General features: G+C 53.4%; 18 protein-coding genes. 8 read left to right on the top strand and 10 right to left on the bottom strand.

Features of this window, described 5'->3' with window-relative positions:
• Positions 1 to 164: 164 nt before the first annotated feature.
• Both ACRBB0_RS09085 and ACRBB0_RS09090 read left to right on the top strand, forming a co-directional pair.
• Positions 165 to 680: a hypothetical protein gene (locus ACRBB0_RS09085; protein WP_431374112.1), complete on the top strand. Its 516-nt coding sequence runs from the start codon at positions 165 to 167 to the stop codon at positions 678 to 680.
• A gap of 1,023 nt (positions 681 to 1,703) precedes the next feature.
• Positions 1,704 to 1,979 (top strand): hypothetical protein, encoded by a 276-nt coding sequence (locus ACRBB0_RS09090; RefSeq protein ID WP_431374113.1) that lies wholly within the window; start codon positions 1,704 to 1,706, stop codon positions 1,977 to 1,979.
• Here ACRBB0_RS09090 and ACRBB0_RS09095 read toward each other — a convergent pair.
• On the bottom strand, positions 1,925 to 3,436 hold the full coding sequence (locus ACRBB0_RS09095) for a class I adenylate-forming enzyme family protein (protein WP_431374114.1): 1,512 nt from the start codon (positions 3,434 to 3,436) through the stop codon (positions 1,925 to 1,927). The genes ACRBB0_RS09090 and ACRBB0_RS09095 overlap by 55 nt on opposite strands.
• Before the next feature lie 159 nt (positions 3,437 to 3,595).
• Between ACRBB0_RS09095 and accB the strand changes: the two genes are divergently transcribed.
• The 4 genes from accB to aat all read left to right on the top strand — a co-directional run bounded on the left by accB (position 3,596) and on the right by aat (position 6,617).
• Complete coding sequence (accB, locus tag ACRBB0_RS09100; protein WP_431374115.1) at positions 3,596 to 4,093, top strand: acetyl-CoA carboxylase biotin carboxyl carrier protein; 498 nt, start codon at positions 3,596 to 3,598, stop codon at positions 4,091 to 4,093.
• 11 nt (positions 4,094 to 4,104) lie between these two features.
• Positions 4,105 to 5,457 (top strand): acetyl-CoA carboxylase biotin carboxylase subunit, encoded by a 1,353-nt coding sequence (gene accC, locus ACRBB0_RS09105; RefSeq protein WP_431374116.1) that lies wholly within the window; start codon positions 4,105 to 4,107, stop codon positions 5,455 to 5,457.
• 153 nt (positions 5,458 to 5,610) lie between these two features.
• Positions 5,611 to 5,838: a hypothetical protein gene (locus tag ACRBB0_RS09110; protein ID WP_431374117.1), complete on the top strand. Its 228-nt coding sequence runs from the start codon at positions 5,611 to 5,613 to the stop codon at positions 5,836 to 5,838.
• A gap of 140 nt (positions 5,839 to 5,978) precedes the next feature.
• Positions 5,979 to 6,617, top strand: a complete 639-nt coding sequence (aat, locus tag ACRBB0_RS09115; RefSeq protein WP_431374118.1) for a leucyl/phenylalanyl-tRNA--protein transferase — start codon at positions 5,979 to 5,981, stop codon at positions 6,615 to 6,617.
• On the opposite strand, the gene ACRBB0_RS09120 is transcribed toward aat, so the two are convergent.
• The 4 genes from ACRBB0_RS09120 to ACRBB0_RS09135 form a co-directional block, all read right to left on the bottom strand.
• Positions 6,581 to 6,946 carry a DUF2155 domain-containing protein gene (locus ACRBB0_RS09120; RefSeq protein ID WP_431374119.1) on the bottom strand — a complete coding sequence of 122 codons (366 nt, stop codon included), beginning with the start codon at positions 6,944 to 6,946 and terminating at the stop codon, positions 6,581 to 6,583. The two genes, aat and ACRBB0_RS09120, sit on opposite strands and share 37 nt — an antisense overlap.
• Entirely contained in the window at positions 6,943 to 7,395 is a 453-nt protein-coding gene (mlaD, locus tag ACRBB0_RS09125) for an outer membrane lipid asymmetry maintenance protein MlaD (protein ID WP_431374120.1), read from the bottom strand. Before mlaD ends, ACRBB0_RS09120 begins: the two co-directional genes overlap by 4 nt.
• Positions 7,392 to 7,775 carry an NADH:ubiquinone oxidoreductase subunit NDUFA12 gene (locus tag ACRBB0_RS09130; RefSeq protein WP_431374121.1) on the bottom strand — a complete coding sequence of 128 codons (384 nt, stop codon included), beginning with the start codon at positions 7,773 to 7,775 and terminating at the stop codon, positions 7,392 to 7,394. The genes mlaD and ACRBB0_RS09130 overlap by 4 nt, the downstream gene beginning before the upstream one ends.
• 118 nt (positions 7,776 to 7,893) lie before the next feature.
• The gene (locus ACRBB0_RS09135) at positions 7,894 to 8,259 is read right to left on the bottom strand and encodes a Rid family hydrolase (RefSeq protein WP_431374496.1); all 366 of its coding nucleotides are present in this window, start codon (positions 8,257 to 8,259) and stop codon (positions 7,894 to 7,896) included.
• 99 nt (positions 8,260 to 8,358) lie between these two features.
• On the opposite strand from ACRBB0_RS09135, the gene ACRBB0_RS09140 reads away from it, so the two are divergent.
• Positions 8,359 to 9,480, top strand: a complete 1,122-nt coding sequence (locus tag ACRBB0_RS09140) for a glycosyltransferase family 61 protein (protein WP_431374122.1) — start codon at positions 8,359 to 8,361, stop codon at positions 9,478 to 9,480.
• Here ACRBB0_RS09140 and clpX read toward each other — a convergent pair.
• From clpX to ACRBB0_RS09160, 4 genes are all read right to left on the bottom strand, one after another.
• Positions 9,477 to 10,739, bottom strand: coding sequence for an ATP-dependent Clp protease ATP-binding subunit ClpX (gene clpX / locus ACRBB0_RS09145; protein WP_431374123.1), 1,263 nt, complete (start codon positions 10,737 to 10,739; stop codon positions 9,477 to 9,479). The genes ACRBB0_RS09140 and clpX overlap by 4 nt on opposite strands.
• Before the next feature lie 183 nt (positions 10,740 to 10,922).
• A complete protein-coding gene (locus tag ACRBB0_RS09150) occupies positions 10,923 to 11,552 on the bottom strand; it encodes an ATP-dependent Clp protease proteolytic subunit (RefSeq protein ID WP_431374124.1) in 630 nt (209 codons plus the stop codon).
• A gap of 140 nt (positions 11,553 to 11,692) precedes the next feature.
• Positions 11,693 to 12,292 carry a YiiX/YebB-like N1pC/P60 family cysteine hydrolase gene (locus ACRBB0_RS09155; RefSeq protein ID WP_431374125.1) on the bottom strand — a complete coding sequence of 200 codons (600 nt, stop codon included), beginning with the start codon at positions 12,290 to 12,292 and terminating at the stop codon, positions 11,693 to 11,695.
• A 147-nt stretch (positions 12,293 to 12,439) separates the two neighbouring features.
• Positions 12,440 to 13,702, bottom strand: a complete 1,263-nt coding sequence (locus ACRBB0_RS09160) for an FCSD flavin-binding domain-containing protein (RefSeq protein WP_431374126.1) — start codon at positions 13,700 to 13,702, stop codon at positions 12,440 to 12,442.
• 37 nt (positions 13,703 to 13,739) lie between these two features.
• On the opposite strand from ACRBB0_RS09160, the gene ACRBB0_RS09165 reads away from it, so the two are divergent.
• On the top strand, positions 13,740 to 13,934 hold the full coding sequence (locus tag ACRBB0_RS09165; RefSeq protein WP_431374127.1) for a hypothetical protein: 195 nt from the start codon (positions 13,740 to 13,742) through the stop codon (positions 13,932 to 13,934).
• An 81-nt stretch (positions 13,935 to 14,015) separates the two neighbouring features.
• Here the strand turns inward: ACRBB0_RS09165 and ACRBB0_RS09170 are convergent, their stop codons facing one another.
• A complete protein-coding gene (locus ACRBB0_RS09170) occupies positions 14,016 to 14,711 on the bottom strand; it encodes a c-type cytochrome (RefSeq protein ID WP_431374128.1) in 696 nt (231 codons plus the stop codon).
• Positions 14,712 to 14,714: the final 3 nt, after the last annotated feature.

Raw genomic sequence — 14,714 nt, forward strand, 5'->3', positions numbered from 1 at the left:
GGCCGATCCATCCGTGGTGGAAGATTTGATTGAGAACAGAATGAATCGGTGACTTAGCAGCTTTTCGTAAGGCTAAGGCGGGCTTCGGCCCGCCTTTTTATTGGAAAAATCGCCTCAAACGTGTATTGTATAGGGATTTAATACAATCTGGTTTTGGAGGTCTCGTGTTTTCGCTCTCCGACTTTTTTGATCTGGCGGATCGTCTAAAATCGGCTCAAACTGAAGAGGACAAGCACGCAAGTGTCGAAGCGCTACGCCACTTAGTTGAAGCGGATATCATCCGCATTTTCAATAATCCACAGTATCCAAAGCGCCGCAGAAGTTTTGGCAAAATACGTGAACTTCTGGGGATCTTTGATGACAGCTCAAGCGCCCGCAGCGATCCAGCCTTGCGTGAAATTCTCTATTTGATGGGTGCCCGCGTTCACCGCGGCAAAGGCGATGATGCTTTGTGGCATTTGCCCAAAATAGGTGACCGCGAAAATCCTCCAAGTCGGAAGCTAAAGTGGTCGTTGGTTTACAAAATTCTCATTGTTCTAGCGACTTTGGCGCTCGTTTTCAGCGTCTTGCCAAAATTTTGGTCTCTTGGAGGCCGATCCATTTCATTTCCTGACTGTATCTCAAAAGGGGAAGACACCCCGGAAAGATGGGCAAAATGCTATTCAAGACATCCGGACTAATCGCAACCTTGTCTCTTCTGGCTTGTTCAGCATTTGCTCAACAGAGCATTTCTCTAGCCGAATGCGGCGAGCTTAATCCAGATAGAGGTTCAGATCTACGCAAAGCTATGCGCTGTGTCGGGTTGTACAAACGTCAATTGGAAACGATTGAAAACAGATTGCAAGCACTCGAAAACAATCTTGTACCTGCTAACGGAGATCATGCGGAAACCAAAGCCATTGTCGCTTAAGTGGCAGATAAAGGGCAAGCGAGTTGCCCTAAAGATTGGGCCCTTTTTGAGCCAGCAAAGGACAAGTTTATCTTAGGCGCTGGCGGGTCTATCGCCAACGTACGCAACACCGGTGGAGCACCATCAATAGATCTGCGCGCCGAACACCTTCCGGTTCACTCACATGCTGCCCCCAATGGCTTGACCTATTTGTGGGTCACACGCGGTAGCGCCAAGGGGAACCTCCGGTGGAGTTTCGATTTCCTGAGCGATTCAGAAAACCAAGATGGGTGGATGCATCACAAAGACGGGGCCAAGTCCGGAGCAGGAGGCCAGACAGACCCGAAAGAAGTGGAAACAATGCCTCCCTACGTCGCTCTGTATTACTGCATCAAAAACTAACAATTCGTCGCAAGCTGAGGTTCTGGTTCACGAAAATGGTCCAATTTGAGAAGCCATGCGCAGCTAATCCAAGCCTAACGTTAACCAACAGGTAGGAAACTACCTTCAATTTGAGCAGTCTAGATGCGATATTGGTCATAATATGATAACTTAATCCGGTGGGGGCGTACTGGATGGAGTACGACCAATGCAAATAGCAGGCCCTTCCTTGTGGATTGCGCCGTTGGCCACGGGGCATCCGCATGGACTCCCCGGCGCGAAGCGCCCAGAGAAAACGACAACCAAGGTTCAACCTTTGGACCAAGCTAGGAATCCTGAAGCTGCGTTGACTCGCGGGCAAACGCCTGGGAACTTTAGGAAAGCCGCGAACGGAGATCCGGTACCTGAGGATCACGTCGCGCCGCCTACGATAATGCAACTGAAAATCAGCCAAATGTTGGATGAGCAGGCGCAGGAATTGGAGGCCGAAGCGACAGATTTCGCGCCAGACGAGCAACAAAGCGAACAAGCTGAGCGACAGAGCGCTCCTGTGGATAAGGCCGAACAGAACCCGCCTCAACAAAGCCCAACAGGTAAATCTGTCGAATTGTCAGAAGAGCCCCCCTTGCCAGCGTTAAAACCAACATTGCCCGCTTATGAAGAAGCGGCCAGCATGTCACGCAGCGACGTTTTGAGAACCTTGCCGTAATTGTTCTTGGGCAAGGCATCTATTGAGAAATAAGCTTTGGGTCGCTTGAACCGCGCAATGCAATCGAGGCAATGGGCATCCAATGCGCCCTCATCCAGACGCTGGTCACTGACCACAAAGGCCACCACATCCTCACCCCACTCCGGGTGAGGACGACCCAACACTGCAACCTCCAAGACGCTGGCGTGTTCAAGCAATGCCTCTTCAACCTCGCGCGGGTAAATATTCGTTCCGCCGGAAATGATCATATCACGTGACCGATCCTTGAGCGTGACATATCCATCTGCATCCATTGCGCCCATATCGCCGGTCCAAAGCCAGCCATCCACCAAGGTTTTGGCAGTGGCCTCTGGGTTTTGCCAATAGCCCGGCATCACAATATCCCCGCGCACCAAGATTTCGCCAACCTCACCCGCGGGTAACGAGCCCCCATCCGCATCAGCAATCCGAACCTCAACCGCCGACTGCGCGCGGCCAACTGACCCTAACCTTTCGCGCCACCTCGGGTGGCTCCGATCAGTCACATCTTTTCGCGAGAGCGCAGTAATCCCCATTGGGCATTCACCCTGACCATAGATTTGCGCAAAGACCGGACCAAAATGATCAACCGCTTCAATAATGTCAGCGTTATACATGGGCCCACCGGCGTAAACGATGGTCCTTAGGCCCACTCCTGAACGGTTGGATGCCTTGGCATAGCGGGTCAAACGCTGCACCATCGTTGGGGCCATAAACATATGCGCATTGCCATAGTGTTCAGCAAGGTCAAGAACTTCTGCCTCATCAAAGCCCCCAGATGGCGGGAAAACATGACGCGCCCCGGCGCGTATATGCATCATATTGTAAATGCCCGCCCCGTGACTGATGGGGGCCGAATACAAAATCGCATCATCGCCGCGCACCAAATCGCAATCGCTTTGATAGCAGTCGCTCATGGTCATCAACATCCGATGGGTCATCTTGACGCCCTTTGGGCGCCCCGTCGTGCCGGAGGTATAAAACAGCCAAGCCAAATCGCTCGGATCACGATGGACCGGAGGCAAATTGGCTGCATTATCCAACAACTGGAGCCAGTGACATGACCCGTTTTCAATCACAGTCGCCGAGGTGAAGCCCGACAAATCATCGGCAAGATCTTCAGAGGCAAAGCATAGCTTGGCACCCGCGTTTTCGATGATCCAAGCGGCTTCGCGCGGATGGAGTTTGGCATTGATCGGTACAATTGCCGCCCCCGCATACCACGCGCCATATTCGGCAATCAGATAGTCGGGAACATTCTTCATGAACAGAGCAACCCGATCACCCGGTGCGACTTGCAGCGACTTGAGGCCCGTGGCAAGCCGTGCAGAAGCGGTGTGCAACTCACCGTAGGTGGCCAAAAGCGTCGTTCCGAGGTGAAGTGCAGGGCGATCTGGGGTAATTTGGGCGGTCCTCGCCAACCATTGCGCAATATTCATTCCATCCCCCGCCATTTTTCTTTGCGATTAAAACCTTGAAGCAAAAGGAGTGCAATCCCATGTCAGCTTTGCTTTTCACCGCCGATAGCATGGCCTATAAGCGGGCAACCGACGTTGCGGCAAATGCCGCCTCGTCACTCGGGAATGGGCGAGGAACGCATGAGTAAGAAAAACCACGACTCGGATGTAGCATTCATCAAGGCTTTGGCGGAACTGCTGCAGGAAAATGATCTGACCGAACTAGAGGTCATGCGCGAATATGGCGAAGATGACAGCCTGAATGTCCGCGTCAGCCGCCAGCAGCAGATCACCATGACCGCTGCGGCTCCGGTCGCTGCTGCCCCTGCCGCCGCCCCTGTTGCAGCAGCCGCGCCTGTTGCCGCCGCGCCAGCCGCCGAGATGCCCGAGGATCCAGCAAGCCATCCGGGCGCGGTCACATCCCCCATGGTTGGAACCGTCTACATGCAGGCAGAGCCCGGCTCGCCCGCGTTTATCAGCGTCGGCGCACAGGTCAAAGAAGGCGACACGCTTTTGATTGTCGAAGCGATGAAGACCATGAACCACATCCCCGCCCCGCGCGCGGGCACCGTTAAGCGCATCTTGGTCGAAGACGGCGCGCCGGTGGAATTCGGTGCTCCTTTGATCATCCTTGAATAAGGACGGACCGAATGTTTGATAAAATTCTGATCGCCAACCGTGGCGAAATCGCGTTGCGCGTTGTGCGCGCATGTCGCGAAATGGGCATCCAATCGGTGGCTGTGCATTCCACCGCCGACGCGGACGCCATGCATGTTCGTATGGCTGACGAAAGCATCTGTGTTGGCCCCGCGCCGGGCACCGATAGCTATTTGTCGATCCCGTCGATCATCGCCGCCTGTGAAGTCACCGGCGCGCAAGCGATCCATCCGGGGTATGGTTTCCTGTCGGAAAACGCCCGGTTTGTGCAGATCGTCGAAGATCATGACCTGAAATTCATCGGCCCAACGGCACAGCACATCAATATGATGGGCGACAAAATCACTGCCAAGGATACGATGAAAGAACTGGGTGTGCCTTGTGTTCCCGGCTCTGATGGCGGCGTGCCTGATTTGGATGCCGCGCTGAAAATCGGCGAGGAATTTGGGTATCCCGTGATCGTAAAAGCCACCGCTGGCGGCGGCGGGCGCGGTATGAAGGTTGCCAATAGCGCCGAAGAGATGAAGTCGGCCTTTCCAACAGCGCGGTCCGAGGCCAAGTCCAACTTTGGCAATGACGAAGTCTATATCGAGAAGTACCTGACCACGCCTCGCCATATCGAAATTCAGGTATTCGGCGATGGTAAAGGTAAGGCGGTTCATCTTGGTGAGCGGGATTGCTCACTGCAACGCCGCCACCAGAAGGTGTTTGAAGAGGCCCCCGGCCCATCAATCACCCCGCAAGAGCGTGCCGAAATCGGTAAGACATGCGCCGAGGCCGTTGCGCGGATCAACTATGCTGGTGCCGGCACAATCGAGTTTCTGTATGAGAATGGCGAGTTTTATTTCATCGAAATGAATACACGTCTTCAAGTGGAACACCCGGTAACCGAAGGCATCTTTGGCGTTGACTTAGTGCGCGAGCAGATCCGTGTCGCTGCTGGTCTGCCCTTGTCGTTTTCGCAAGATGATCTTGAAATCAATGGCCATGCTATTGAGGTGCGGATCAACGCAGAGCGCCTGCCAAATTTCGCCCCCTGCCCAGGTCAGATCACGCAATACCACGCGCCTGGCGGTCTTGGCGTGCGTGTCGATTCGGCGCTATATGACGGGTATAAAATTCCGCCCTATTACGACAGCTTAATCGGCAAACTGATTGTACACGGACGCGACCGGACCGAAGCTTTGGCCCGTTTGAACCGCGCTTTGGGCGAATTGATTGTCGACGGCGTTGAAACCACAGTGCCTCTTTTCCATGCGTTATTGCAGGAAAAAGACATTCATACAGGGGATTACAATATCCACTGGTTGGAAAAATGGCTCGAAGCGGGTGGCTTGGACCGCTAAAACATTTCAAAGTGCCTGACTATTCATCACCAATCGTCAGGCACTTTGCGTTTTCTTCTGTTTCGCTCAGCACATCCCTTTTTGCCTTTGGATAATTAGGCCCGTTTGGTACACTACGCGTAGTTTTTGATTTAATGAATAAGGGAGATCGATATGAAACAGTTGATCGGATTTACAGCTGCCATCACACTTTGCACAGCGATGACAGCGCCTGCTTTTGCGCAATCTCAGGATGATGAAGACGCGTTCACCGTCGCTGCTAGCTCGTCTGCTGCGGCACCGTCTTTGGCCTTGGGTGCCGGTGGCACTGCTGCCGTTTTGGCGGGCCTGGGATTGGCTGTCCTCGTTGCTGTCGCTGATTCAAGCTCCGGCACACGCTAACAAGCCGAGGCTTTGGCTTCTACCTGCAGTGGCGGACCAACAGCAGTCCGCCATTTTGTAACTCTTGCGCAAGAATCGGCAATCTGGTTACCTGTTCCCCAACACTTGCCCGAAATTGCGCTTTTATGACGTCCTCATCTATGCAAACCGTCACCGCAGACCTGCTGCTGCAGGCCTATTGCTCTGGCATTTTTCCAATGGCCGAGCATCGTGATGATCCCGAATTGTTTTGGGTTGACCCACGCCATCGGGGAATATTGCCTCTTGAAAGCTTTCACATTTCCAAATCATTGGCAAAACGACTGCGGCGCGACCAATATCGGGTAACTCTGAACGAGGACTTTGAAGGCGTTTTACAGGGCTGCGCCAATCGGCAAGAAACCTGGATCAGCACCGAGATTCGAAGCTTGTACACAGAATTACACCAAAAGGGATTTGCCCATTCACTAGAGGTTTGGGCAGACGGCGATTTGATCGGCGGCGTCTATGGAGTTTGTGTCGGGCGGGCATTTTGTGGAGAATCGATGTTCTCCACCCAGACAGACGGATCAAAAATTGCCCTTGCTTGGTTGGTCGACCTATTAAGGCGATGCGGCTTCACCTTGTTTGACACCCAATTTTTGACACCGCATTTGGCAAGTTTGGGCGGTATAGAAATACCCCGAGATCAGTATAAGTCTAAACTCACCAATGCACTGCAAGGCAATGCCAACATTCTATCGCACCCGTTGGCAGCGAGCGGTCAGGATGTGGTACAGCGCAACACCCAAACATCATAACGTGAATGATCCAATGGGTTGAGCGCCGGCGACGATGCGACCATCCAACCACGATAGACGGGCTCTGAAACGCCGGCCTCTCTTATGGTGATGAAGGCATAAGCATCGCCCGATGGATTGCCTTTGGGGTAACGGCATTCGTTGAGGGTCACCTCAAGTAGGCCCATTGTACGCCGTTCACCGTTGAGCAACGAAATATCGCTGACCTTGGCATTGAGTTTATCCAATGCCCGCAGGACCGCCCCAGCCCCAGTGTTCACCGCTTCCTGAGCGGCGACTGGCGAACCCAAAGAACCCAAAAGCGCCAGTGCTACAACAAGATACTTCATTCGTTGTCCCCACCGCCTCCGACGTATTTCAACAACAATGTCAAAAGGCTCACCGCGCCTTGCGTATCCAAAATCTCATCGCCAGCCGCAAAGTAAAACGGTGACCCGCCTGGAGAAATCTCAACAAAATTTCCGCCCAGCAGCCCTTCGGAGGCAATGATAATCGCGCTATCGTCGGGAATTTCAATCTCGCCATTGATCGTGACCACCGTGTCAGCGCGATAGGTCTCTGTGTTCAACACAACATCCGATACTGTGCCAACTTTGACACCAGCCAACCGCACATCCGTGCCAACGCTGATCCCCTCAAGAGAGCGAAAAGAAGCCCGCAGGTCGTATCCTGAGCCGCCAACAGTGAGGCCCGAACTTTGTACGGCATATAGGCCAAATGCCAAAGCGGCGGCCAATACGCCGCCGCCCACTGCCACTTCTGTTGCCGAATGGCTCATTCCGGGCTCCACGCCTCGTAATCGCGTCGATCAGCTGTTTCTGCAGCCCGCAACGACCCAGCCGGCGCATAGGCAAAAGCGGATCCGGTGACGTTTTCCTGATGCGGTTTTTCCCACGATTTGTGGCTGAGTTCTTTGTCGCCGGGGCGTTCGTCAAACGTGTGGTGCAACCAACCATGCCAGTCGGGGCTAACCCGTGACGCTTCAACTTCGCCGTTAAACATCACCCAACGCTTTTTGCCGTCACGAGATTCGTAAAATACGTTCCCTTGATCGTCCTCACCTACTTTGACGCCATTACGACGTGTATAAAGAACGGTTGTCAGCGTGCCACCGTTCCACCAAGTCACGACGCGCAAGATCTTGCTGAGAATGCTCATGGACGACTCCTGTCTTTCTTGTCGCCTATATGGCGAAATCTGTGCCAAAGGTCCAGTGTTCCTGCTGCCGCAGGTGCGCGAACATCCGGTCTGAGATCGAATTTTCTCCGAAAATTCTCTACACCGCCCGAGCCAATGCCGTCACTTCAATTTCAATTCGGTACTTCGGGTCGATCAGTCCGCATTCAATCATCGTGGCTGCGGGCGGGTTGGCCCCAAAGGTCGCCGCCAAAAGATCGAAACAGGCTGCAAACTCATGTCGGTCCGGCAGGTAATAATTGACACGCACAACTTCGGGAAAACCGACGCCAGCATCCTGCAAAGCGTTTTCAATAATGTCCAAGGCAGATTGGCACTGGGCAACGACATCCTCGCCTTGTCCGACTGTCCCCGCGACATGAACAAATCCTCCGGCGACGACCGCACGACAATAGCCGACTTTCGCTTCGAATTCTCCGCCGGATGAAATTCGCTGAATACGCATGACACTGTCATCCCTGATTTTTCTAAGATTGGGCATATACTTGCCCCAATACCCGTTAGAATGCCACGATAATTCGGAACTGGTGGTGGAATTCAAAGTATGACGGGACGTGTTACATCTCACAATCGGCCCTTGCAACGTCCTGACCCTCTTGAAGGGTGGTCTCGGAGAGTCGAGATTTTGACAGATGCGGTGGTTATCCCTCCGCTGGAGCGGAGTTTTGTCCAACCATCGGGGATCTTGCGTAAAAACGGAACATTTTGCGCCCAAGGAGCCCATTGGCGCAAGACACGGCCATTGACTGTAAGACCCCAAAAACCCACCGGCCCAGTTGCGAGATTACCCGGAACATGGTTATGGGGCGGCGTTTTATTCAGGCATTTTGGACATTTCATTGTTGAAAGCTCAGGTCGCCTTTGGCCACTGCCCAATCTGCCTGAGAAAATTGACGGCGTGTTGTTCACCCCTAAAAGCCCCGGTGCGGGCTATGCTCCCGAACCGTTTCATCTCGATTTCTTTGCAATGGCAGGCGTCCCACGGGTCTATCAGGCAGATCGCCCCTTGCAGGTTGAAAAGCTATATGTGCCCGGTCAGGGTTTTGGTCTCGGTGAGATTATCGAGGGGACGGATCACGCCCGCGCGTATTTTCGGAACCATTTTGCACGAAACATTTCCCCGAACGGACCAGAAAAACTATATATAAGCCGGTCGAAATTGGGTCGTGGGCGTGGAAAATTGCTTTGTGAAGATCATTTGGACACATTGCTTGCGAACCAAGGTTACGAAGTTTTCCACCCGCAAGCCCATGATTTACCGACCCAAGTGGCGCGCTATAAAGCTGCCAAACATGTGATCGCATCCGAAGGTTCCGCGATCCATTTGTTTGCCATGGTCGCGCGCGAAGATCAAAAACTTGCCGTGATGGCACGGCGCGTGTCGCAGGCGACAGATTTCATCCTACGCCATGCCCGGAGCTTCTCGGGTGTTGACCCTGTGTTGGTCAATACATTGCACCGCAGCTGGGTTCCGGAAAACGAAAGCGTTGCAAGACTATGGCTTAGCGAACTGGACTTTACCGCCGCTCATCGTATCTTGAGCGACCACGGGTTTATTTCAGGCCCTTCGTGGGAAGATCCGAGCGAAAATGCCATGGAAGACGCAAAGAAAAAGGCGAGCGGTGTGCCGCTCGCCCCTATCATTTCAGAAGGAAAGCCGACTTAACTGGCAGCTTCTTCTTTCTCTTTGTCCGCATGAACCATCAAAGGTTTGGCCTCGGAATTGACTGCTTCTTCGTTAACGACGACCTCGGAAACATCTTCCATGCCAGGCAACTCAAACATCGTGTCGAGCAAAATCCCCTCAAGGATTGATCGAAGGCCGCGTGCCCCTGTTTTGCGTTCAATCGCCTTTTTAGCGATTGCACTGAGGGCTTCATCGGTAAACTTGAGTTCGGCTTCTTCCATCTCGAACAGGCGTTGATACTGCTTTACTAGCGCGTTCTTAGGCTCACTCAGAATGGTGACGAGCGCGTCTTCGTCCAAGTCTTCGAGCGTTGCAACAACTGGCAAACGCCCAACGAATTCGGGAATGAGACCAAACTTGAGCAAATCTTCCGGTTCGAGGTCTTGGAAAATTTCACCAACACCGCGATCATCATCACCACGAACATCGGCACCAAAGCCCATCGCCGATCCCTTACCGCGCTGCGCAATAATACGATCCAGACCAGCAAAAGCACCACCACAGATGAACAGGATGTTGGTGGTGTCGACTTGCAGGAACTCTTGCTGAGGATGTTTACGCCCCCCCTGCGGTGGAACCGACGCAACGGTCCCTTCCATCAACTTAAGCAAAGCTTGCTGAACACCTTCGCCCGATACGTCACGGGTAATAGACGGGTTTTCAGATTTACGCGTAATTTTATCTACTTCGTCGATATAAACGATGCCGCGCTGTGCGCGTTCGACATTGTACTCGGACGCCTGAAGCAGTTTGAGTATGATATTCTCAACATCTTCGCCGACATACCCAGCCTCAGTCAACGTGGTTGCATCCGCCATTGTAAACGGTACATCCAAAATCCGAGCCAAAGTTTGGGCCAACAAGGTTTTACCACACCCTGTCGGACCGATCAGCATGATGTTGGATTTCGCCAACTCGATATCAGAGCTTTTCTGCGCGTGGTTCAGACGTTTGTAATGGTTGTGCACAGCCACGGACAAAACCCGTTTGGCTTTTGCTTGACCGATCACATAATCGTCGAGAACATTGCAGATTTCTTGTGGCGTCGGCACACCTTCAGAGGATTTCAGGCCTGCGCCTTTTGTTTCCTCGCGGATGATGTCCATGCACAGTTCAACACATTCATCACAGATAAAAACTGTCGGGCCTGCGATCAGCTTGCGCACTTCATGCTGGCTCTTACCGCAAAAGCTGCAATAGAGGGTGTTCTTGCTGTCACTGCCTGAATTCGTCGCCATATTGCACCTTTCCCGGTCAACGTCCCGGTTTATTCACTTTGAGGGTGACCCCATTCGGCACCCCCACTTCGCGCCTATCACCACGTTCCTGCCAGCTTAGGACAGGCATCACGGCGCGACAATCGGAAAATCACCCCGACCTTTACCCATTTCGACGAGCAATGGTCGGGGTGTCCGTATTTTTTACTCTTCGTCGCCGTCTTTGGCGCGCGACGTTACGATTTCGTCAATCAGACCCCAGTCTTTCGCCTCTTCTGGTGACATGAAATTATCGCGTTCAAGACCTTGCTCGACTTCTTCGTAGGTCCGGCCGGTGTGGTGAACATAGATTTCATTCAAACGCTTCTTGAGTTTCAGCGTTTCTTCGGCGTGGATCATAATGTCGGTCGCCTGCCCCTGATACCCACCGGAGGGCTGGTGCACCATGACGCGGCTGTTGGGCAGCGAGAAACGCATATCCTTTTCACCGGCGGTCAGCAGAAGCGAGCCCATCGAAGCCGCTTGGCCAATCACAAGGGTCGACACTTTGGGGCGGATATACTGCATGGTGTCATAGATCGACAGGCCCGAGGTCACAACGCCACCGGGGGAGTTGATGTACATGCTGATTTCCTTGGCGGGGTTTTCCGCTTCAAGGTGGAGCAGCTGTGCTACGATCAGCGACGACATGCCGTCATGGACTGGACCGTTGAGGAAAATGATCCGCTCCTTCAGCAGGCGCGAGAAGATGTCATAGGCCCGTTCGCCGCGGCTCGTCTGTTCGACAACCATGGGAACGAGAGTGTTCATATATACGTCTAAAGGATCTTTCATCACGGTCCCGCCTGCTAATTCTCTGGATACTGCCTAAAGCCTAGGTATTGATAGAGTCTTAGTGCTGGGCTTTGGGGGCTGCAAGGGGATGGTAGGAGAAAAGCGATTCAACTACTGGTCGAAGAAGGCAAAGTGTACCGTCACAACGGCAAACCACGCAAAGACCCCAGTTGTCGAAAAGTTGAAAACTTGTCCGAAAGAGATAAGTCGCCGGGATTTGAACCAAGCTCCCCTTCCGGAACTTCTTCACCGAAATGTTTGTAATACCGCACCCAAAACGGCAGAACCTCGCCTGTCACAGGGTCACTAAAACTCATTGGGGACTCAGGGAAAAAGGCTGTTTGCCCGTTTGCTCGCCAAAAGGCATCAACAATTAGCTCACTGCAATACATGGCGGAACCGTCAGGACCGTAGCGCCCATCATAGGGCACCCCCACGGATGCGTGGGCAAACGCAACAGCTGCAGGGATCAACGCATGATACCTTGGGTCCAGACGTGCCAAAATCACCCGAGGGCGTGCCTGATCATCCAGAGTTCGATCCAAAAAGGAGGGCAACGCCGTCATTTTAACGTGCGGTGCTATGGCCTCGGCCACAACGATTTGTTGACCAATAACGATGGCCATGCCGCAATGATTGATCTCGGCTCCCTTCCAACCCAAAGTCGACCCATTGATTGCGTCACAAACCGCTCCGCACCCAATGTCTTGGAAAAGAATATCACCCGTTTGAATCTGCATACCGCACCTACACTTACTACTCAGACGAATGGTCCGACATTCTGGACCAACTCATATTCCTACATGAGCGTATCACCAAGAGCGTGCCAAATGCAAAATGGAGAGAGCCATTACACTCTCTCCAATCACCCAAACGAAAAGACAACGTCAGCCAAACATGTCCGATGTGATCCCGGCGTACCAGCCAACGCTTTCCTCGTAGGTGCGCTGGCGCAGCTCGGCATCTTCGCCGGTTTTCGAGATGAACCCATCGACCTTGGCGATTTTTTCATCCGTGGCTTGGTAAGACGCGCCGACCTTGATCCCATCGTCGGTGTCAATCAACGACCAGCAAGTATTTGAGAACTTGGCCGGGAACACTTTGGACCCAGTTAGCGCACCACGGACAGCCATCGCTGCGACCTTGGCCTGGGAATTGGCCGAGAAGCCCGATTTTGGCATGTCGCCCTGCGCCGATGCATCGCCAAGAATATGGATGTTTTCATCCAAGCGACTTTGCATCGTGTGGGCCGATACCGGGGCCCAATTGCCTTCGGTCAGGGCCGCTGCTTCGCAGATCAGACCGGCTTTTTGCGCCGGAATCACATTGCAGACGTCGGCTTTAACAACTTCACCGTCGATGTCGACTTCCATTGTATCGGGGTTTACCGACACGTTTTCACCGCCGAAATCCGGCCCGATACGTTCGATCATACCATCATAGTGATTGGCCCAGCCTTCTTCGAACAGCGCCTGTTTGGAGAATTTCGGCTTGGGGTCTGCGATAATGATCTTGGCAGTTGGATTGTTGGCCTTGAGGTAATGCGCAACCATCGAAATCCGTTCATATGGCCCGGGAGGGCAGCGGAACGGGTTGGGCGGCGCAACCATGACATAGGTGCCGCCTTCGGGCATCGCCATGAGCTGGCGCTTGAGCAGTTCAGACTGGGTCCCGGCCTTGTAGGCATGAGGCATTTTGCCCTGCGCTGCGGTTGACCAACCGGGGACCGATCCTTCTACGAAATCAATACCAGGGCTGATAATCAGGCGGTCATAAGGAACTTTGCCGCCCCCAGCGAGAGATACGGTTTTCGCATCGCGATCAACGCCGGTTGCCCAGTCATGGACAACATTGATGCCGTAGTCCGCCGCCAGCGTCCCGTAGGTATGGCCGATGGAAGACAATTCACGGAACCCACCAATATAGAGGTTGGAAAAGAAGCAGGTGTAATACGTGCGGGTCGGTTCAATCAAAGTGACGTCGATTTCACCTTTGCTGTCTTTGGCCACATAGCGCGCTGCGGTGGCCCCGCCTGCCCCACCGCCGATGACAACAACGCGCGGTTTGGATTGCGCGCGCACCATCGGGGCAGCCAATGTGGCGGACGCCGCGATGGTTGTGCCGATAAAGGCCCGTCTGTTCAAAGTCATGTTTGTCTCCTCCTTGTTATCGATACATGCAGGGCGCATGCAAAAACCCCGCAGCCACAGGCTACGGGGTGAATTTGGTTCTAAAATGGGGGCCGGTCAGAGTGGCAAAAACCCAAAGGCCGCTGCCAGCGCCAAAACCGTTCCCAATGCGATTATGCGGGCCGGAAAGGACATCTGCAAAAGCTCCAATCAAAAACACCTTGGCCTGCGCCAAGACAAACACACTGAATGACACGGCCTTAGTCGCCGTCTGTAACATCACTGTGATGCTTTTGAATATATTCGGCAATTGCGGAATACCTGACCCTTTCTTTCACTCAAGATTTGCGAAATAGGTGGCCAGTGCAGCGATCTCCTCGTCGCTGAGGCGACTGGCCATCATTTGCATCACCGGATGCGGACGCAGCTTTTGCTTGTAGGCATGCATCGCAATGACGAAGTCTTCTTCGTACCAATAGGCAATGCCCGGAATACCATCATCATCCCCATCAATTTGGTGACAGGTGACGCATTCCGACGCGAGATATTCGCCGTAATCCGCATCCCCAACAATGGCGAGCGTTTCCGCGCTCAGTTTGACATCAAAGGCCAAAGCGGTTGGTTCGGATTCTGGAATATCCTGCGGACTGGCCGAAAAGGTCCGCAAATAGGCCAGAATATCATGCCGGTCCTGGGCTTTCTTGACCCCACGAAAATCCATATTGGTGTCAGACACCAAGGATTTCGGGTTTTGGATATAGACGTCGAGGCGCTCAAACGTCCAATCCATCCCATCGGCATTGGCACGCTTCAGGCCCTTGGAATAGTCAAACCCCTCCATGCTACCAGCGCGGCGACCAAAGAGATCATTGAGACTTGGCCCCTCGTCATGCTCAGCATCAACGCCAACTTGGTGACAGCCGATACAGCTTCGATAAAGCTGTTCACCACTGTCTGCATCGCCAAGCGCTTCGGCGTTATCCTCGGCCTGCGCCGCCCCCAAAGGGGCCAACGCAAGCGGTACAGCCATCAA

This window comes from Pelagimonas sp. (assembly GCF_050633425.1).
Taxonomy (GTDB): domain Bacteria; phylum Pseudomonadota; class Alphaproteobacteria; order Rhodobacterales; family Rhodobacteraceae; genus Pelagimonas.